Annotated in this window: 17 protein-coding genes and 1 pseudogene; 15 read left to right on the top strand and 3 right to left on the bottom strand. The window is 40.2% G+C overall.

What is annotated here, in order from left to right; all coding sequences use genetic code 11:
* Window positions 1-51: 51 nt before the first annotated feature.
* The 5 genes and pseudogenes from ACZ5B7_RS19985 to ACZ5B7_RS19965 all read left to right on the top strand — a co-directional run bounded on the left by ACZ5B7_RS19985 (window position 52) and on the right by ACZ5B7_RS19965 (window position 4,625).
* A complete protein-coding gene (locus ACZ5B7_RS19985) occupies window positions 52-789 on the top strand; it encodes a class I SAM-dependent methyltransferase (RefSeq protein WP_464490751.1) in 738 nt (245 codons plus the stop codon).
* A 115-nt stretch (window positions 790-904) separates the two neighbouring features.
* Complete coding sequence (locus tag ACZ5B7_RS19980) at window positions 905-1,834, top strand: alpha/beta hydrolase (RefSeq protein ID WP_464490750.1); 930 nt, start codon at window positions 905-907, stop codon at window positions 1,832-1,834.
* A 196-nt stretch (window positions 1,835-2,030) separates the two neighbouring features.
* Window positions 2,031-2,885: an ABC transporter permease subunit gene (locus ACZ5B7_RS19975; protein ID WP_464490749.1), complete on the top strand. Its 855-nt coding sequence runs from the start codon at window positions 2,031-2,033 to the stop codon at window positions 2,883-2,885.
* A 1-nt stretch (window position 2,886) separates the two neighbouring features.
* Window positions 2,887-3,828 (top strand): ABC transporter permease subunit, encoded by a 942-nt coding sequence (locus tag ACZ5B7_RS19970; RefSeq protein WP_464490748.1) that lies wholly within the window; start codon window positions 2,887-2,889, stop codon window positions 3,826-3,828.
* 368 nt (window positions 3,829-4,196) lie between these two features.
* Window positions 4,197-4,625, top strand: a pseudogene (locus tag ACZ5B7_RS19965) (transposase).
* Window positions 4,626-5,014: 389 nt separating this feature from the next.
* Here ACZ5B7_RS19965 and ACZ5B7_RS19960 read toward each other — a convergent pair.
* Window positions 5,015-5,944, bottom strand: coding sequence for an endonuclease (locus ACZ5B7_RS19960; protein WP_464490747.1), 930 nt, complete (start codon window positions 5,942-5,944; stop codon window positions 5,015-5,017).
* A 352-nt stretch (window positions 5,945-6,296) separates the two neighbouring features.
* Between ACZ5B7_RS19960 and brnQ the strand changes: the two genes are divergently transcribed.
* From brnQ to ACZ5B7_RS19920, 8 genes are all read left to right on the top strand, one after another.
* Window positions 6,297-7,667, top strand: coding sequence for a branched-chain amino acid transport system II carrier protein (gene brnQ, locus ACZ5B7_RS19955; protein ID WP_464490746.1), 1,371 nt, complete (start codon window positions 6,297-6,299; stop codon window positions 7,665-7,667).
* Window positions 7,668-8,013: 346 nt separating this feature from the next.
* Window positions 8,014-9,453, top strand: a complete 1,440-nt coding sequence (locus ACZ5B7_RS19950; protein WP_464490745.1) for a GntP family permease — start codon at window positions 8,014-8,016, stop codon at window positions 9,451-9,453.
* A 20-nt stretch (window positions 9,454-9,473) separates the two neighbouring features.
* On the top strand, window positions 9,474-10,259 hold the full coding sequence (locus ACZ5B7_RS19945; RefSeq protein WP_464490744.1) for a 3-hydroxybutyrate dehydrogenase: 786 nt from the start codon (window positions 9,474-9,476) through the stop codon (window positions 10,257-10,259).
* A gap of 143 nt (window positions 10,260-10,402) precedes the next feature.
* On the top strand, window positions 10,403-11,833 hold the full coding sequence (locus tag ACZ5B7_RS19940) for a sigma-54 interaction domain-containing protein (RefSeq protein ID WP_464490743.1): 1,431 nt from the start codon (window positions 10,403-10,405) through the stop codon (window positions 11,831-11,833).
* A 222-nt stretch (window positions 11,834-12,055) separates the two neighbouring features.
* Window positions 12,056-12,928 (top strand): SDR family oxidoreductase, encoded by an 873-nt coding sequence (locus tag ACZ5B7_RS19935; protein ID WP_464490742.1) that lies wholly within the window; start codon window positions 12,056-12,058, stop codon window positions 12,926-12,928.
* A 148-nt stretch (window positions 12,929-13,076) separates the two neighbouring features.
* Window positions 13,077-13,622 (top strand): N-acetyltransferase family protein, encoded by a 546-nt coding sequence (locus ACZ5B7_RS19930; protein WP_464490741.1) that lies wholly within the window; start codon window positions 13,077-13,079, stop codon window positions 13,620-13,622.
* Between the two features lie 93 nt (window positions 13,623-13,715).
* The gene (locus tag ACZ5B7_RS19925; RefSeq protein WP_464490740.1) at window positions 13,716-13,931 is read left to right on the top strand and encodes a hypothetical protein; all 216 of its coding nucleotides are present in this window, start codon (window positions 13,716-13,718) and stop codon (window positions 13,929-13,931) included.
* A 192-nt stretch (window positions 13,932-14,123) separates the two neighbouring features.
* Window positions 14,124-15,389, top strand: coding sequence for an MFS transporter (locus ACZ5B7_RS19920; RefSeq protein WP_464490739.1), 1,266 nt, complete (start codon window positions 14,124-14,126; stop codon window positions 15,387-15,389).
* A gap of 62 nt (window positions 15,390-15,451) precedes the next feature.
* On the opposite strand, the gene ACZ5B7_RS19915 is transcribed toward ACZ5B7_RS19920, so the two are convergent.
* Complete coding sequence (locus tag ACZ5B7_RS19915; RefSeq protein WP_464490738.1) at window positions 15,452-17,131, bottom strand: multicopper oxidase family protein; 1,680 nt, start codon at window positions 17,129-17,131, stop codon at window positions 15,452-15,454.
* A gap of 117 nt (window positions 17,132-17,248) precedes the next feature.
* On the opposite strand from ACZ5B7_RS19915, the gene ACZ5B7_RS19910 reads away from it, so the two are divergent.
* Together ACZ5B7_RS19910 and ACZ5B7_RS19905 are read left to right on the top strand one after the other, a co-directional pair.
* A complete protein-coding gene (locus tag ACZ5B7_RS19910) occupies window positions 17,249-18,031 on the top strand; it encodes an HAD family hydrolase (protein ID WP_464490737.1) in 783 nt (260 codons plus the stop codon).
* A gap of 135 nt (window positions 18,032-18,166) precedes the next feature.
* The gene (locus tag ACZ5B7_RS19905) at window positions 18,167-18,901 is read left to right on the top strand and encodes a BsuPI-related putative proteinase inhibitor (RefSeq protein WP_464490736.1); all 735 of its coding nucleotides are present in this window, start codon (window positions 18,167-18,169) and stop codon (window positions 18,899-18,901) included.
* 11 nt (window positions 18,902-18,912) lie between these two features.
* On the opposite strand, the gene ACZ5B7_RS19900 is transcribed toward ACZ5B7_RS19905, so the two are convergent.
* Window positions 18,913-19,224, bottom strand: a complete 312-nt coding sequence (locus ACZ5B7_RS19900) for a hypothetical protein (protein WP_213148230.1) — start codon at window positions 19,222-19,224, stop codon at window positions 18,913-18,915.
* Window positions 19,225-19,293: the final 69 nt, after the last annotated feature.

Below are 19,293 nucleotides of genomic sequence, written 5' to 3'. Positions count from 1 at the left end.
TCGAAAAAAGTTAGGAATAATGTGAAAATATCCCGCTAAGGAGATAGAATAATGAATTTATTTTATGAACTGCATAAAGACATCCCTAGAGAAGGTCCCGGAAACAATGAATCTACCAGAAAAGCATTTGAAATGATTAGGAATCGTGTTACTAAACCTGAGATTCTGGACATTGGCTGCGGTCCCGGCATGCAAACGATTGAACTTGCGTCCTTGACTGATGGAACGATTTTGGCCACCGATATCAATGGGGGATTTTTGGAGGTGCTGCAAAACAAAGTTCAGAAGCTGGAACTGACAGACAAAGTAACGGTTAAGAAAGCCGATATGAGATCACTGCCATATGCAGAAGGGCAATTTGATGTGATTTGGGCAGAGGGTACTATTTTTATATTGGGTTTTGAAAAAGGTTTAAGGGAATGGCGGAAATTCCTTAAAAACAATGGTATTTTAGTAGCGTCAGAGCTAAGTTGGATCAAGAAGAATCCGCCGAAAGAACCTTTAGAATTTTGGTATAAGGCTTATCCTGAGGTGGGGACCGTTGAAGAAAACATTAAAAAAGCAGAGAATCTCGGGTACGAGGTAATAACGACATTTGTTCTCCCTGAAGAGGGCTGGTGGGAGCATTATTACAGACCATTAGAAAGTAAGATTATCAGTTTCCGTGAAAAATATAAAAATGACGTCGATGCCTTAACCATTCTGGAAGAGTTTCAATCTGAAATAGATTTATATAGAAATTACTCCGAATATTATGGGTATGTATTCTATATTTTACAAAAAAAATAAGAGTGAAACTCGCCTCGTCTGCTGGGGATAATTATTTATATTTTTGGAGGAAAAAATTAACTTTTCTCGAACAATATAATCGTATGAAACTATGATTCTGAAGGTGGGCGAAAAAATGACTCTTGAACCGCAAACAAAGTTTTTATTAGACCAGTTAAAAGCTCTAGGCGCACCGCCGCTCGAAACTTTAACCCCACAAATGGCAAGAATGGGTTCCAAGTTTCCCCAAGGGGAAGTTGAGGAAGTAGGCAAGGTGGAAAACCGGACTCTTCCTGGCCCTGCGTCAGATATTCCTGTAAGGGTTTATTATCCGAAGGAAGAACAGTCAAGCTATCCTGCATTAGTTTTTTATCATGGCGGAGGCTGGGTAATCTGTGATCTTGATACCCATGATAATATTTGCCGGGCGCTTACCAATAGCGCTGGCTGCGTTACGATTTCCGTTGATTATCGCCTAGCACCTGAACACAAGTTCCCGGCTGCAGTGGAAGACTCCTACGCAGCAGTACAATATGTATACGATCATGCCGAAGACTTTAAGGTGGACCGCACGCGGATTGCTGTTGGCGGCGACAGTGCTGGTGGTAACCTTGCTGCTGTTATCAGTCATCTTGCAAAAGAGAGAAACACCCCGCCAATTTGTTTTCAGCTTTTGTTGTATCCAAGTACCAACACTGGCGGAGCGCCGACCGTTTCGATGGTGGAAAATGCTCACGGCTATTTTCTAGAAAAGGGAACAATGGAATGGTTCCGCGATTGTTATTTGAACAGTGAGGAAGATAAGAAAAGCCCACTCGTATCGCCTGCCTTAAATGAGGACTTTACAGGCCTGCCGGCGGCACTAGTTATTACCGCCGAATACGACCCGTTACGTGACGAAGGGGAAGAGTATGGTAATAAATTAGCTGATGCAGGTGTGGAAGTAGAAACAATCCGTTACGACGGGACCATCCATGGTTTTATAAGTATGGCAGCCGTACTAAACGTAGGAAAGGCAGCCTTGGAAAAATCCGGGGAAGCCTTAAAAAAAGCATTCAGTAAATAAAATACCTAAAAGTGTCTGGGCATTTATATACATTCCAGGCACTTTTTTAAAATTAAAAATAGCAATATGGAAAAAGAGCATTTATAATATATTTTGTGGAATTTTGTGTAAATTTTTATAACTTACCCGTGGATCAAAATGAGGCAAGAGAACCGTCCCCATGCATCACCCATGCATCAATAGAGAGGAAGAATCTATGAACTTTAAACGTTTTGCGAAAAAAGTGGTTATTTTTGTTTTGCAGTGCATCCTAGCAGTGGAAGTGTTGATTTGCATTGGTGCATTACCGGTATTATTAAAGGATTTGTCGTTTCATTTTTCGGATTACCTTATTGCGATTAAAGCCATGAACCTTGGTTTAATCTCCTATGATCAATTGACTTTGGACGGAAAAAACCCATTATTTCCAGTTATTCTTGATAGATACATAGAGTCTATGAAAATTCTCGGATTAAGCATCCTTACATCTTGGTTCATCGCCTTTATCATTACATATCTTTCGTTTATATTTTTTCGAAAAAAAATTAACTTCCTTAAAAACTTGATTGAATTGGCAGAGACTGTTCCTGATTTGATGTTCATTCTCTTATTGCAGCTGGCTGTTATTATGATTTACAAGAAAACAGGAATAAAAATAGCAACAGTTGTCAGTCTGCGCGAAAAGGCCGTCCTGTTGCCTGTGATCAGTTTAAGCGTCCCGATTAGTTTCTATATCACGAAGGTATTCATCCATCACATTGAGGAAGAGTTGGATAAACAATATATCCATTTAGCCAAAGCAAAGGGATTATCTTTTTCTTATATTTTGAATATCCACGTGCTCCGGAATATTGTTGAAGGGATGTTTGGTGTCTCGAAAACCATTTTCTGGACGATGCTGTCCACGTTATTGGTAGTAGATTATTTGTTCAATATGAACGGCTTGTTAAGGGCAATGGTCACAGGACCGGATCCCTTTGTTGTCGGCTGTATTCTTATTTTTATCCCTTTTTATCTACTTTACCGCACGTACGAATGGATCAGCTTTGATAACAGAAAGGATTCCAAGTAACATGATTCTATTTTTATTAAAAAGAAAAAGATTTGTTTTTGGCGTCTTATTCCTTGTTACAATGGTTACCTGGAGTATATTAAATACAGTACTTCATGATGGGGAAATCAGACAGGTACTTTTTTTTTATGATGATAAGGGGAATCTCATTGATGCTCCGCCATACCCGCCATTTACGGTGTTTTTGCTAGGTTCGGATAAGTTCGGGTATGATTTGGGGCTAATGATGATTGAAGGGGCAAAGTACACCATCGGAATCACCTTGATTGTTGCCATTTTAAGGCTGTTGTTGTCCTTAGTGGCAAGCTCCTTGATCTACTCTGTAAGTCCAAGACTGTTTGGTTTTCTAAAAAGTCTTTTTGAACCATTTTCCGTCGTTCCGCAAACCATCATCGTTTACTTCATTTTATTTAGTGTTTTGTGGATGCCGATTGACGGATTTCAAACCCCATTTTGGAAACGGGCTTTATTTGAAACGGTTATTTTAATTATCATTGCGATTCCGAATTTAACCATCCATCTAGCGAATGAAATGAGGATTGTGGAAAAGGAAGATTTTATTGTGGCGTCCAAAACGCTTGGTGCAAATAAACGCTTCATTTATTTTAAACACATCGTTCCCCATGTTTACGAAAAATGGATTTTATTATTCGGCCAGCAATTTACCCAGGTCCTGCAGCTCCTTGCCCACCTTGGGTTTATGAAGCTATTCTTCGGCGGTACCTTCGTTTCTTACGGGATGATTGTTGATGATCCGCGCTCTGTTTCTTATGAGTGGTCCGGCGTTATCGGCGGAAGTCTTCCATACCTTTATTCCAGCCAATGGATTATCGTTGTGCCAGTTCTCTTCTTTATATTTACAGCAATCAGCGTCGCCTTCATCAATGATTCAATAAAATCGTATTTTCAAAGAAAAGAATATACATTTAAAAGCAGAGGATAATCATTCAATTATTCAGGCTGTCGAAAAACCTACGGCAGCCTTTTATTTTGTTCATTTCCATTAATAATTCACCGCGTTAATTTAGTATAATATTATTAATGCATAGGTTTTCAACAAGTCTGTTGATTGGCGCTCCAGGCACTTCGCTTTCCGCGGGCGTGCCGGGGAGCCTCCTCGGCGCTAAAGCGCCTGCGGGGTCTCCCCAGCCCCGTACTCCCGCAGGAGTCTTCGTGCCTTCCGCGCCAATCAACAGGTGTATTTAATAAGAACCTTCATCTCAATAAAAAATAAATAATAAGTCGTGATGAAATCAATGTTTAAGCCAAAGAGTCTAACCAAAGTGAATATGGATTTGTATCTATAGATGAATTAGTTCCAGACGACCACCTTCTACCTCTAATAACCAAGAATTAATCTACAGTACAACAAACCGTGAGGGTTACAGAAAATACAAATCGGATTCAAAGAGATGTGCAAACTGCCCTCTTCTTTCCCAATGTACACGTCAAAAAACAAAGTAAAAGTAGTGACACATTATGTTTGGGAAGAGCATAAGGAAAAGGTAAGATTAAATCGCTTATCTAAATCAGGAAAAATGCTTTATAAATTTTTGAAAGGAAAAAATCGAGCGAAGCTTCGCAGACTCAAAAGAGCTGCACGGGCTTCGCTACTGCCGGTTACGGGGAATAAAAAAAGCAAATGAGCAGGCTCTTCTAACTGCAGCTTGCCAGAACATGAAAAAGATGACAACACACTTATTCAGAATGGAAAAAGTGTGTTGCAATTCTTCAAGTTGATTTGCCTCCCTGTTGATTGGAGCGGAGGGCACTCGACTCCTGCGGGAAATAGAGGTCACTGGAGACCCCGCAGGCGCCAAAGCGCCGAGGAGGCTCCAGGACCTCCCCGCGGAAAGCGAGTGCCCGGAGCGGAAATCAACAGGCCCGGTAGTAGGGACACTCAATCAATAAAAAATTTGGTAATTTAAATTTAGACAAAATAAAAAATGCTGAGAACTATACCCTTTCTCGACAATCTGGATAATCATTCGATTATTCTTTTTTGTACGTTAGGGAAAAAGTCTAAATATAGTTTATATCCATTTAAAAGAGGCAATCCGGTTAAAAGGGATGCCTCTTTTTCAGTACTGCAAATCTATTAATCTGCATAAAAAGATGGGAATAACAAATCAATGAATATGGAATTCAATTTGTTCAGTCAGTTCAGGAAAGTCAATGAATGGGTTCCGATTTCCTTGGATATGGTAAATGGTTTGATTGCGATGCTTTTCATAAAGTCCTACTGGAAAAGTCTTGTGCCACTTGATTAAAGTGGAGAGATCTATCTCAATTCGAAAAGCTTTTTTGATTGCCTTCGGATAGCGAAGCAGGAAATACAGCATTGCCCTTGCTGCTGTCCCTTTGCCATGCTCAGGCTCAAATCTTCCCCCGACTGCGAGTCCGCAATTATTTTGAACCGGCTCTTCGGGTGATTCGGGATGGAAATTGGGAAAATCTGAGTAAGCGAAATTGGAGCGGGTAATATTACATTCCGGGTCGCAAACAAACAAATGATGCAAATCGCCCTTCATCGGTTCGAGCGTACCGAACCATGATTGGGGGACAATATGTTCCGTGTTCACTTTTAATTTTCGTTCGTAGACTTTCAATTCGTGAAGCGTTTCGAATTCCTTTTGCTTAATTTTTCGAAGAAATTCCTGAAATTCTACATATTTTTCTGTGATGATTTGATAATCCTGAATAATGATGGTTTCAGGATTCTTTTTTTCACTGGAGTAAATACTTTTTACGCTGCCGTCTGGGTACAGGTCTACCCAGGTATAGAGATATAAATCTTTACTAATAAAATACGGGATTCGATTTTTATGGGTTTTTGTTAGTAATTCATTGTATTTATAAAATAAAGTTGTGCCATCAAGGTCATGTTGTGCTGTTGTTTGATAGTATTTTTCAATATCAAGTAAATCTTCTGTTTCATCGTAATAAAGGTCTTTGTCTTCCTGTATTTTTCGCTTGTTATCTCGCAAAAAAGCCAATTGTTTATGCAAATCAATAAATTCCGAAGTGCTATCCTTAATGACTTTTTTCTTTTTTGACATCTAAATCTCACTCCAGAGAAAAGAATTTATCTTTCAAATTCATTATATAATGATATCTCCGGCAAAACGGGTATAATTTGAAATTTTGTGTTAACAGGAGTAGGTTATGGCTCAGGTGGCTGAATTTTTCTATGGTGAAATGTTATTTCAGAAAAATTATTTTTATTTTGTGAATTGAGTATTATAAAAGTAACTCCAAAAAGCAATTACTGTAAATAATGATTAATTCTGTATTTCCAGTATTTAAATGTATTTTAAAATTATCAAAATAATCACGGAAATGGATTGCATTTTAATTTTGAGAATAGTAAAATTAGTATCCGTGAATAAGAAATGAAGGGGTTTAACCTTAATGGAAAATAGATTGCCATTTTCGAAGTATTTTGTAATAGGGGTCATGTTATTTGCCTTGTTTTTTGGAGCGGGAAATCTAATATTTCCGGCATCACTCGGGCAAAACGCAGGGACAAACGTTTGGGAGGCGGCAGCTGGGTTTCTAATAACGGGGATTGGTTTGCCGTTTCTTGGAATATTAGCGATGGGCGTTTCTGGAAGCAGAAACCTGCAGGAACTGTCAGGCAGGGTTCATCCGCTCTATGGAATCATCTTTACCTCGCTGCTTTATTTAACAATTGGACCGCTGTTTGCAGCACCAAGAACAGGTGCTGTAGCCTATGATATTGGGATTGCGCCGTTTGTCGGCGGGGGCTCGGACCGGATTGGATTGTTCATATTTTCACTAATATTTTTTGGAGTAACCTTGTGGTTTTCATTAAATCCGGCTAAGCTGGTTGACCGGATCGGGAAAATACTCTCGCCTGCCATCATTATTCTCATTTTTGTGTTATTGGTCATGGTGATTGTTAAACCAATGGGGTCAATTGGAGCACCACAAGAAGCATATGCCAAAGGTGCGTTTGTAAAGGGGTTTATGGAAGGATACAACACGATGGATGCACTGGCATCGCTTGTGTTTGGCATCATTGTTATCAATGCTGTTCGTGCCATGGGAGTTAAATCAACAAGAGGCATTCTGTCGGCTTCAGCCAAATCCGGATTGGTTGCGGTAGTTTTCCTAGGAATCATTTATGTTGGTGTTGCTTACTTAGGTGCGACTAGCACAGGGCGATTCGGACTTTTAGAAACAGGAGGTCCAGTCCTCGGAAAAACAGCAACCTATTATTTTGGGATTGTCGGAACAGTCATGCTTTCGATTATTATCATTCTTGCTTGCTTGACTACGAGTATCGGATTGGTAACAGCCTGCGGTGAGTATTTTCATGGCCAAATGCCGAAAATCAGCTATAAAATTTGGGTTGTTTTCTTTTCGTTAGTATCTCTTATCATTGGTAATTTCGGATTAGCAAACATCATCAATTTTTCAATTCCAGTGTTAATGTTTCTTTATCCGCTGGCTGTTGTCCTAATGCTGCTGACATTTTTATCAAAGTTTTTTAGACATTCGCAGATCGTCTATGTTTCAGCAACTGTGGTAACCTTTATGGTCAGCATTATCGATGGAATCAAAACTTTCTGCCAGCTTGTAGGAATCGAAAATTTTAGGTGGATGGACCCGATCGTATCCTTCTATGAAAAAGTACTGCCGTTATATAATGAAGGACTGGGCTGGCTGTTGCCAGCAATCATTGCGATTGCGATCAGCACTGGAATCGTGAAGCTGCAAAAATATTTTCAAACTTCTTTTAGGGAAAATAACGCTTAAATCATAAACATATAAACATATACCCTTGTTAAAATGCACTGCAAATTGGCAGTGCGTTTTTTTGTTGTGGGAAATCTTTTTGGTGAAGGTATGTAATTTTTCCGGATAGGCGGAATTTCCGGATTATCGGAAAAATAGCTTCCGTGGAATCGGAAATTGGATCCAGAATTATCGATATTTTCTAAGTGATTATGTTGATTACCCCTTTAGGATAAGCATTTTTAATTTTCAGAATAGTTGGCATAAAACTTGCAAATAAATTTAAATGTAACGGTCTTTTTTTTGAATGGGAATGAAAGCGTTTTCCGAAAAAGTCCTTTACGAATTTTACGCAAGGGGGATGTATATGGATTTATTGGTTATTTTATTGGCACTTGGATTATTGATGTTTGTGGCATACCGAGGTTACTCTGTTATCCTGTTTGCTCCAATCTGTGCCCTGCTAGCTGTTGTTTTGATTGCACCTAGCCATGTATTGCCATTCTTTTCGGGTGTATTTATGGAGAAGATGGTCGGATTTATTAAATCTTATTTTGCTGTTTTCTTATTAGGAGCTATTTTTGGTAAGGTTGTTGAAATGTCCGGGATTGCTGAATCGATTGCTAAGACAATTGTCGGCTGGCTTGGGGCGAAACGGGCAATGCTGTCGATTGTGTTGCTTGGGGCAATATTAACCTACAGCGGGGTTAGTTTATTCGTAGCTGTGTTTGCGATTTACCCGTTTGCTGCACAAATGTTCAAGCAGGCAGATATTCCGAAAAGGCTTATTCCAGGTACAATTGCGCTGGGCGCCTTTACTTTCACAATGGATGCGCTGCCGGGGACACCGCAAATACAGAATGTCATTCCAATCGCTTTCTTTAAAACCGATATTTATGCTGCACCCATTCTTGGAATAATTGGTGCGATCATCGTTTTGGCTGTTGGCCTATTCTATCTAGAATCTAGAAGGAAAAAAGCAGAAAGAGCCGGTGAAGGCTATTACGGGTTTGGTTCGGAAACGGCGTCCGCTGTTGAAAAGGAAAAGCTGGATACCAATGAACCTGCTCTTCCTGATTTAACAACCCAGCAGTCATTATCAAGAAAGATTCTCGCCTTTGTTCCGCTCATTTTGGTCGGGGTAACGAATAAACTTTTTGTAACGAATATTCCAAAATGGTATCCGAATGGTTTTGATTTTGCAGCACTTGGCTTAGATGCATATAAGGTTGATGTGGCAGTATCTGCCCCCATTTGGGCGATTATTATGGCGCTCCTTGTTGGGATTATCACTTCGATTGCCTATGATTGGAAGCGCGTAACGAAAGGCTTTAAGGATGGTGTGAATACAGCAATTGGCGGGTCTTTATTGGCTACCATGAATACAGGTGCAGAATACGGATTTGGTGGAGTTATTGCAGCACTTCCGGGATTTGCAAAAATGAGTGATGGTATTTCCTCTACTTTTACTAATCCACTCGTGAACGGAGCTGTTACCACTACGACACTTGCCGGGATGACCGGTTCGGCCTCAGGCGGCATGGGGATTGCGCTGGGGGCGATGGCTGAAAAGTATAATCAAGCGATTGCCGCAGCGAATATTCCACCTGAAGTTATGCATCGTGTCGTGGCGATGGCATCGGGCGGGATGGACACCCTGCCACATAACGGAGCGGTCATCACCTTGCTGGCCGTAACAGGGCTAACCCATAAGCAATCCTACCGAGATATTTTTGCCATCACGGTCATTAAGACATTGGCGGTATTTGCGGTTATTGCTATATATACACTCTTTGGAATTGCTTAACAGTTTAGGAGGTCTTAATTATGAGTAAGGCATTAGCTGGAAAAACAGCATTTGTGACCGGGTCGGCAAGCGGAATCGGCTTAGAAATTGCTAGGACTTTTGCTGAAGAAGGGGCAAATATTGTTATTTCCGATTTAAATGAAGAAAAAAGTAAACAAGTGGCGCTGGAGTTAAAGGCACAAGGTTTTGAAGTAATTTCCGCTCCGTGTAATGTCACCGATGAGGAAGCATATAAGAATAGTCTGGAATTGGCAAGAAGTACTTTTGGAAAAATTGATATTCTCGTAAATAATGCTGGGCTGCAATATGTTTCCCCAATTGAGGATTTTCCGACAGAGAAATTTGATCTAATGATTAAAGTTATGTTAACGGCGCCGTTTATTGGCATTAAAAATGTATTGCCGTATATGAAAGAGCAGGGCTTTGGCCGAATTATCAATATGGCTTCCATTAATGGCTTGGTTGGCTTTGCCGGGAAATCGGCCTACAACAGCGCGAAACATGGGGTGATTGGCTTGACGAAAGTAGCCGCATTGGAAGGCGCCCAGTACGGAATTACGGTCAATGCCTTATGTCCGGGTTATGTTGATACACCACTTGTAAGGGGGCAGTTGGTTGATTTGGCCAAGACGAGAAATGTCGGATTAGAACGTGTCCTCGAGGAAGTCATTTATCCGCTTGTCCCCCAAAAAAGGCTCTTATCTGTATCTGAGATTGCGGATTATGCCGTATTTCTAGCAAGCGACAAAGGCAGGGGGATAACAGGTCAGGCAGTTGTTCTCGATGGCGGGTACACAGCGCAGTAGACGCGGTATCAGTGTAAGTGTTGATAGTGCAAGAGAATCCAGTCAGAAGGATTCTCTTTTTTTTACAAATATTCCAATTTTGAAAAAACTTATTAAGATTTTGCTATAATGAATTTAATGAGTTTTTATAGGGGAGGCAATCGATGCGGGCATTTGACAAAGTACCAAACAGCTGGCATGAGCAAATTATCAATCTATTAGCAGAACGTGTGGTTATTGTCGATGATAACGGGATTATTTTATATATTAACGAGGGATATTGCGAGTTTATCGGCACCACGATGGAAGATGCGCTTGGCCGGCATGTACAGGATGTGATTGAAAACTCGCGGATGCATATTGTTGCCCAAACAGGTCTGAAGGAATTGGCCTCAGTCCAACATATAAATGGCAGTGAAATGATTGCTAATCGATTTCCAATTGTTGAAGAGGAACAGATTGTTGGTGCCGTAGGAAATGTCATGTTCCGTAATCCTGAAGAATGGCGGATGTATAAAAGTAAGATACAAAGCCTTATTGATGAATTAAACTATTATCAAGCAAGGGTTCAAAGGGATTTGCAAAGTAAATATAGTTTTCAGGACTTAATTGGGGACAGCCCTAATTTTCTTGCAGCAAAAACATTGGCGCAAAGAGTTTCCAGGAGCGATTCGTCGGTGTTATTGATCGGTGAATCTGGCACCGGAAAGGAATTATTTGCTCATGCGATTCATCATGACAGCAACCGGACGGCCGCTCCCTTTGTGGCCATTAATTGTTCCTCCATCCCAGAGCACCTGCTTGAATCGGAATTGTTTGGTTATGAGGATGGTGCTTTTACAGGCGCGAAAAAAGGCGGCAAGAAGGGACAGTTTGAATTAGCAAGCGGCGGGACGTTATTTTTAGATGAAATTGGGGACATGCCGCTCACGATGCAAAGTAAACTATTAAGAGTGCTGCAGGAAAAAGAAGTGGTCCGAGTCGGAGGTCATAAATCTATTCCTGTGGATGTGCGGATTATTGCGGCCACCCATCGGAATTTAGAAAGAATGGTTGAAAAAGGGGATTTCCGACAAGATTTATATTACCGATTAAATGTCATTAAAATTGATATTCCTCCGCTTAGGACAAGGAAGAAGGATATCCCTGCGATTGCAAAGCGGTTATTGAAAAAATTAGAAGCGAGATTTTTCCGAAATGGTATTGAGTTGTCCTATGAGGTAACTGAGAGATTGATGCAGCATTCTTGGCCGGGGAACATTCGAGAATTGGAGAATGTATTAGAACGTTCGATCAATGTGCTTGATGGAAAAACTATTTTATTAATGCACCTGCCCCTTTATTTGCGCGATCGAGAAACCGAGGGGGGAAACGAAGGTAACTTACATAATGAAAAAACTGTTTCATTAAGCAATATCTTGTCCGTAGAACCGAAGAATATTCTCCCATTGAAGGAGACACTCGTCCAAGCTGAAAAACAAGCAATTGAACAAGCTTTAGTGGTAACGAAGGGTAATAAACTAGAAGCGGCTAAACTATTAGAAATCGGTAAAACCAGTTTTTATGATAAATGTAAATTATATGATATAAATTAAAAAGATTTAACAAATACAGGAACTAAAGAAATCCATCATATTATCAAGGACTTCACTCGAAATTTTAATGAGTAAGTCCTTTTTTGTTTTTTGTAATTTTATCTTATTAGAAAGAACAAAATTTATTTGTTGACAAAAAAATAAATTGTAACTATTATGATTACAGGTAATTGAATTTGTTACAAATGGACTCTTAAATAAAACTATATCGGAGGAATTAGAATGAAATTATTAGTCACAGGAGCAACAGGAAAGTTTGGCTCAAAAGTCGTTGAGACTTTATTAAAAACTGTAGCCGCAAACCAACTTGCTGTCAGTGTTCGTAATCCGGAGAAAGCAGAAGGGCTGCGTGCTCGTGGAGTGGAAGTCCGCCAGGGAGATTTTGATTTGCCGGAAACATTGGATACTGCTTTTGCAGGTATCGATCGTTTATTAATCATTTCTGCGGACGGAGACAATGAAACAAGAATTCGCCAGCATGCCAATGCAGTAGCTGCAGCAGAACGTGCGGGAGTTAATTTCATTGCCTATACTAGTTTAGCGAACGCAATGGAAAGTAATAACCTATTCGCTCCTACACATCAGGCAACAGAAAAGGTAATCGTGAAAACAGGCGTCCCTTACTCTTTCTTACGCAACAACTGGTACTTGGAAAACGAAATCCCAAGTATTCAAGGCGTTATCGCAGGTGCTCCATGGGTAACATCTGCGGAATCAGGTAAAGTTGGCTGGGCGTTGCAGCAGGATTATGCAGAGGCTGCAGCTGCGGTACTGACTGGTGAAGGACACGATAACACAATTTACGAGCTTTCCGGCAGACTATTAACACAGGAAGAATTAACATCTGCCCTTGGCAAAGTGTTGGGTAAAGAGGTAATTTTACAAAAGGTTGATGATGCTGCATATGCCGATATTATGAAAGCTGCTGGACTGCCTGATTTTCTTATTCCTTTACTTGTTGACATCCAAAGAAGCATTCGCGAAGATACACTGGCTGTTGAAAGTAACGATTTTGAAAAACTTATTGGCCGGCCGGCTACTCCAATAAATGAAGCATTGACACAAATCGTTAATGGAATCAACCAAACAAAATAATAACACTCAAAACTCAATGATTTGTGGGTATAAAGTTGCGTTTCTGTTTCAAACAGGAACGCTTTTTTATGTTAGCAAGAAGGAAATTAAGTGGTCATGGGAGTATTATAGTAAGGGCAACTAAGCTGAAATTGGGGGACAGATTTAAATGAAAGTGAATCCAAATGAATTTGAAATAAATAATTTACGTTTTATTATTAGGTCTGCAAAAGAGGAGGATGCCAAAAACTTATCTGAAGTTAGAGTGCAGATTGATGGTGAAACAGAAAATATGGATCGAGAAAAAGGAGAAGCATACATAGATGAATCTGGCTTCAAACAGATTATTAGAGAGGATACTGAACGGAAAAATAACCTTTTTTTAGTGGCTGAAGCCAATGATAGAATTGTAGGTTTCTCTAGATGTGAAGGTACTCTACTGAAAAGAATGTCACATAAAGTGGAATTTGGAGTCTGTGTCTTAAAAGAATTTTGGGGTCATAGTATAGGAAAAAAACTATTGGAAGAGTCCATTCATTGGGCAGATTCAAACGGTATTAAGAAAATATCATTGAGTGTTCTTGAAACGAATGATAAAGCTATTAAACTTTATCAAAAATATGGGTTTGAAGTGGAAGGCATCTTAAAAAAGGACAAAATTCTTTCCGATGGGAATTACTATAATACTATTTTAATGGGAAGGATTAATGTGTAATCAAAAGGCTAATTGGTGTTTTTTTATGAAAGTAACAAAATGAAACTTGTCTTCATATGATAAATTAAATTTCGTGGAAAAGAGGTGTAAAGATTGACACAACATATTACAACTGGTCCATATCCTGGACAAACTGGAGGCTGTATTGCCGAATATAATCACTCAACGCTTAGCCATGTTCCACATCACTACACGCCTTCTCACAATCCTAATCACAATCCATATTATCAGCAGCCAATGATGGGTCAAGGGTTTCAAGGAATCCCGACTTGGAGGCCGCCTGGAGGTTCTTATCCGTATTTATATTAATGTCTTGGATTGTTGTAAAAAGAATAATTTTGGTTGTAGGTACTTTTCTTCTTAATGAGAAAGTACCTTTTTTATTTGTTTAAAGCGGAAAAGTGGTATCATAGTACAGTAAATACTATTAATATTGTGAAATTTATGATTAGGCTGAAAACGGGAATAAAACTAAATTACAGTACGGATGTGGTGAATTCTATGAAAGTAAAATTCCATTATGCATGGATAATTATTTTTATTACATTTTTAGCTTTATTGGCTGTTCAAGGAGTTCGCCTTGCGTTTGGAGCATTTGTGCAGCCTTGGGAAAAAGATTTTTCCATGGATAGGGGGACTATTTCCCTTATATCTACATTAAGCTTTGTTGTTTATGGTCTTTCGCAGCCAGTGATTGGGAGACTCGTAGATAAGCTGGGTCCACGGTTGATTTTATCGGTGAGTACCTTATTGGTTGGAGTGAGTATCTTCTTAACCTCCTTTATCAATAAGCCATGGCAGTTGTTTGTTCTTTACGGCATCTTCGTTTCCATCGGAGTGGGGGGAGCATCTAATGTTGCGGCAACCGTCCTTGTAACGAAGTGGTTCAATGAAAAACGCGGCCTTGCCTTGGGGATTATCGAAGCAGGATTTGGAGCAGGGCAAATGCTTCTTGTACCAGGGTCTTTACTGTTAATAAACTGGTTGAATTGGAAAGTAACAGTTGTTATTTTAGGCATTTTTCTGGCAGTTATTGTTTTTCCTGTTGTCCTTTTATTATTACGCAATGACCCTAATGAGAAAGGTTTACTGCCAATTGGCGGAAAAGCGAAAGAAGAAAAACAGACAATTGGTGATGCGAATCAAAATAGTAAGTTTTCTATTTGGGAAGCCTTCCGCCAAAGACAGTTTTGGTTTTTAATTTTACCGTTTGGAGTTTGTGGATTTACCACGACAGGATTAATGGATACACATTTAATTCCTATTTCTAATTTATGTGGGTTTTCACCAGGTGTAACAGGTGCTGCAGTGAGCATTCTGGCTGCTTTTAACATTATTGGCATTTTACTTTCAGGTATCGTTGCGGATCGATGGAGCTGCAAAAAAATACTGTTCGGGTTGTATGCGGTAAGAGCTTTATCCATTGTTATTCTTTTAAATACTTATAACCCGGCAATGCTGCTGGCTTTTGCCGTTGTGTTTGGATTGGTCGACTTTGCAACGGTAGCGCCAACTCAATTACTGGCAACTCAATTTTTTAAAAATCATTCTGTAGGGTTTATCCTGGGCATGTTGTCACTAAGCCATCAAATAGGTTCGGCATTAGGTTCATACTTACCAGGTTTATGGTATAGCCTCTCAGGAAATTATAATCTTTCTTTCTACTTTTCGATTATCATTCTCGCACTGGCGGCCATTTTTAGCGGGTTGCTTCCGAAGCAAATCGTTAGTAAGGAAGAGAAAGAATTAAAAACATTGCATGCATAAATATTGGAAAAACCTAGCATTTCATGATAATGCTAGGTTCTTTCATTAGAAGAGGGGGGAAGTCAAATACTTGACTCATCTTGGCCCTCCTTTTCAAAGCTTTGAGTAAACGAGTCATCAGGGCATTGACCTGGAATTGGAATGCGTGGGTCAAATTCAGGATTTTGGAGTACTTCATACGGCCGCATCATTTCATGGTCCTCATGTTCAAGGTTATGGCAATGCCAAGGGTAAATCCCCGTAAAAGGTCCGAAGCGGGCAATAATGCGAGTGACTTCTTTCGGATTTACCCCAACGGTATCCTTCCAGCCCTTTTCATTTGGGGATGGTTCCCGCGGTGGACCAACGTGTGTGATATGTTTATTTTTATCAACCGTAATAGGAGCATGATTGAGAACCTGGAAATGCACAAGATGTAAATGCATTGGATGATTATCTCCTGTCAAGTTGTATAGCTCCCAAACTTCTACTGTGCCATTATACGGAGTTTCTGTAATGGGTAATTCACTCCAGGTCATGTCATTGAGCAATGGTTTCAAACGACCTGGAAATTCCGGGTCATCAATTTCAGTCAAGATGTTTTGCCGTATAGGTACACCATTTGGATTTAGTCTTTCCAAACAAGATAATGTTGCTGGAATTACACTTTTGTCAGGTTCAGTAAGGTTTTTACTAACACGGAACTCCATAATTTGCGGAAGGGTGGGAATACGCGGATTGCCGCTTGGGAATGGTGATGGCGCATCATTTGTTAGGATGATTTTCTGACCTGCATGTTTTGAAAAGTCGACAATCACATCTGCACGTTCCGCTGGGCCGAGCAGCAGCCCTTCCCTATGTGGTACAATAACTGGTTTCTCAAGAAATCCGCCATCTGCCCCTATTTGGATAAACTCTTGGCCAGAGCTTAATCGTAATCGATAAAATCGGGCATTGGAGGCATTTAAGATACGAAAGCGGTATTTGCGCGGTTCCACTTCGAGATAGGGCCAGACTTTTCCATTCACAAGAGCGGTATTCCCGAAAAACTCCGGGACGACAGATGGTCTGGGCAGGCTTGAATCAATGGGCGGTGAAGGATCCGGCGGCGCTGCCTGGTTTGGCTGGGAAGGATAGAATAATTCACCAAACCGCTCCCCGCTAAGATAGAACGATCGATCTTGAATCAATATCGGAATTTCATATTTTCCTTGAGGAAGGTTAAGTTCTTCCTCTTCGTCATCTCTAATAAGATAAAACCCGGCTAGCCCTGCATAAACATTTAGCCGGGTGATTCCAACGGCATGATCATGATACCAGAGGGTAGCAGGACGTTGACCATTTGGGTAATAATAAACTTCATGCAAGAATTTAGGGCCAACGTTTTTGAAGTTTCGGGTAAACCAGGCTTCCGGATACCCGTCATTTTCCGGACGATTACGACCACCGTGTAAGTGCACAACTGTCCGGACAGATGGTCGGTCCAGTTCTGCGCCATGCACGGTTCTATCTACCGGAAGCAGGTGTTCAAACGGCAGCTTGTTTTCCCACTTAACATAAATAGGTTGGTTCCTGCGAACCTCAAATGTAGGTCCGGGATACATGCCGTTATAACCCCAAACAGTCGTAGGTTTTAGGTCACGGTGTAATTTTTGCTGAACCTGCTTCATTTCTACCTCGTAGTACGGTCTTCCATCTCTGTTCCCGATGGGGGTTATGATTGACGGTATTGGCAATGCATCTACAAACTTGTCTAAAGGCAAATATAATTCCTCCTTATTTTAAAACCTCTTTTTAGATTATGAATATAGGAAGTTTTCAGTTTTCTTTTTTTGAAAAAATGGTAAACTAGTTAAAAAAACAAAAAGTGAGGCGCCAGCATGATTAAAGCAGTTTTTTTTGATTTGGATGATACGTTGCTGTGGGATCAGAAGAGTGTAAAGGAAGCCTTTGTGGCTACATGTAAGGTTGCAGAGGAACGATATGGACTAGATTCGGACCAGTTGGAGGAGGCTGTCAGAGAGGCTGCTAGAAACCTCTACTCTTCCTATGAATTTTATCCTTTTACACAAATGATAGGGATCAATCCCTTTGAAGGTCTATGGGGTAATTTCCTAGATGATCACGATGATTTTAGAAAAATGAAGGATACGGTTCCTGGTTACCGGAAAGACGCTTGGACGGCGGGTCTTAAGGCTTTGGGGGTTGACGACCCAGAATTTGGACAAGAATTGGCGGAGCGTTTCCCAGCCGAGCGCCGAAAGCTGCCGTTTTTATATGAGGAAACGTTTAAAACACTAGATTCGTTAAAAGGGAAATACCAGCTTCTACTATTAACGAATGGATCACCAGACTTGCAAAATACGAAACTAACCATTACTCCAGAATTGGTTCCATACTTTGACCAAATCGTCATCTCAGGTGATTTTGGTAGAGGAAAACCAGATCCAACGATTTTTGAACATGCCTTGTCAAGACTTTCCCTGGAAAAGGATGAAGTCATCATGGTGGGGGATAACCTGATGACCGATATTCTTGGGGCAAACCGTGCCGGGATCAAATCCGTTTGGATTAACCGCCACAATAAAGAGCGGAATGAAGTCATTCCTACCTTCGAGATTCACCATTTAGAAGAGCTTTTTACGATATTGGAGAAGTTATAAAAAAAGATCAGCTGCCTTATCGGGCGGCTTTCTTTATGTCAAAAGACCAATTTCTTTAATATGGTGTAACCTCCCCCCTTCTTTAAGCGACTATTATGCTGAAAACCAAATAATTACAAAAAGGGGATCGTGAAAATGAGAAATAAAAGTGTGATTTTCATATTAACCTCTGCCTTAGCTATTGGTCTTTTAGCCGGCTGCGGTTCAGGTGTGGGGGATAAGACGAATGGCAGTTCAGGACCTCCAAAAGCGGCAGCACCTAAACAAAATGAGATTGCTGCAAGATTCCTTCCAAGGATTGAAATTATTGAGCTAGGGCCGGGAATTAACGTGAATTACCGGGTAAAGAATATTTCCGGTAAAGCTCAGAAATTAACGTTTTCAAATGGTTTACAAGTGGATTATATCGTATATGATGAGTCTGAAAAAAAGGTAAAACAATATTCAGAAGAGGTTATGTCTACTCAAGCCATGGAGGAAGTAAATCTCGAAAACAATGAAGAAATCGCCAAGGAATTTACCATCACCGACCTGAAAAATGGCAAGTATAAGCTGGAGGTTTTCTTAACAGCAAAAGAGGAGCAGGCGAGGGTTGTTATGGATTTCCTTGTGGAAAAAGCCGCTCTCGACGGTTCTGGCAAATATGTTGGACAAATCGACCCACATACCATTGAGATTGATATGAATGGCACGAAAACCGCGTTCCAATTATCTGATGAAGCCAAAAAACAAATATTAGCCCTTATAGAGGGAAGTAACGTAACATTTCTATATAAAGAAAATGAAAATGGCCAAAAGGTAATTGAAAAACTTTTTATAAAAAATATATTCATAAAAGGGACAGCGATTTTAGATATCACTGCCCCTTAGTTTTTAACCAATCAGCCTTTCAGCTTTTTAAGTACCCGTTCTTCGAAATCTGCCCGGTCAATATCCAAATCATGTGTTTCATTACGAAATGACTTGAACCTTCCGCCCTTCACTTCAAGGGTAAAATAGCCTCTTTCACTTGCAATATTTATATCGCCGATAATATTTTTCCTTCGGATTGGATCGAACAAATTTATCATATTTGGATTGCTGGGATGCGGTCTGAATTGGCAGCCTTGCTCCACGCATATTTTAACAATGTTACGGACCTTCTGATTGGCGATACTATCAATTTTCTTGGTTGTTTCTTTACTTATGGTCATTCTTTAGTCTCCTTTCCGTCTTAACAACGATATGCCGTGGCGGCGTTGAATATTCAATAATTATAAAAC

The sequence above is a fragment of the Neobacillus sp. S1115 genome, assembly GCF_055385565.1.
This window is presented reverse-complemented; position numbering and strand designations above follow the sequence as displayed.

Bases quoted from the DNA above. Each gene is read 5' to 3' on its own strand.
- ACZ5B7_RS19985 (WP_464490751.1), top strand. From the start codon at position 52: ATGAATTTATTTTATGAACTGCATAAAGACATCCCTAGAGAAGGTCCC.
- ACZ5B7_RS19980 (WP_464490750.1), top strand. From the start codon at position 905: ATGACTCTTGAACCGCAAACAAAGTTTTTATTAGACCAGTTAAAAGCT.
- ACZ5B7_RS19975 (WP_464490749.1), top strand. From the start codon at position 2,031: ATGAACTTTAAACGTTTTGCGAAAAAAGTGGTTATTTTTGTTTTGCAG.
- ACZ5B7_RS19970 (WP_464490748.1), top strand. From the start codon at position 2,887: ATGATTCTATTTTTATTAAAAAGAAAAAGATTTGTTTTTGGCGTCTTA.
- ACZ5B7_RS19960 (WP_464490747.1), bottom strand. From the start codon at position 5,944: ATGTCAAAAAAGAAAAAAGTCATTAAGGATAGCACTTCGGAATTTATT.
- brnQ (WP_464490746.1), top strand. From the start codon at position 6,297: ATGGAAAATAGATTGCCATTTTCGAAGTATTTTGTAATAGGGGTCATG.
- ACZ5B7_RS19950 (WP_464490745.1), top strand. From the start codon at position 8,014: ATGGATTTATTGGTTATTTTATTGGCACTTGGATTATTGATGTTTGTG.
- ACZ5B7_RS19945 (WP_464490744.1), top strand. From the start codon at position 9,474: ATGAGTAAGGCATTAGCTGGAAAAACAGCATTTGTGACCGGGTCGGCA.
- ACZ5B7_RS19940 (WP_464490743.1), top strand. From the start codon at position 10,403: ATGCGGGCATTTGACAAAGTACCAAACAGCTGGCATGAGCAAATTATC.
- ACZ5B7_RS19935 (WP_464490742.1), top strand. From the start codon at position 12,056: ATGAAATTATTAGTCACAGGAGCAACAGGAAAGTTTGGCTCAAAAGTC.
- ACZ5B7_RS19930 (WP_464490741.1), top strand. From the start codon at position 13,077: ATGAAAGTGAATCCAAATGAATTTGAAATAAATAATTTACGTTTTATT.
- ACZ5B7_RS19920 (WP_464490739.1), top strand. From the start codon at position 14,124: ATGAAAGTAAAATTCCATTATGCATGGATAATTATTTTTATTACATTT.
- ACZ5B7_RS19910 (WP_464490737.1), top strand. From the start codon at position 17,249: ATGATTAAAGCAGTTTTTTTTGATTTGGATGATACGTTGCTGTGGGAT.
- ACZ5B7_RS19905 (WP_464490736.1), top strand. From the start codon at position 18,167: ATGAGAAATAAAAGTGTGATTTTCATATTAACCTCTGCCTTAGCTATT.
- ACZ5B7_RS19900 (WP_213148230.1), bottom strand. From the start codon at position 19,224: ATGACCATAAGTAAAGAAACAACCAAGAAAATTGATAGTATCGCCAAT.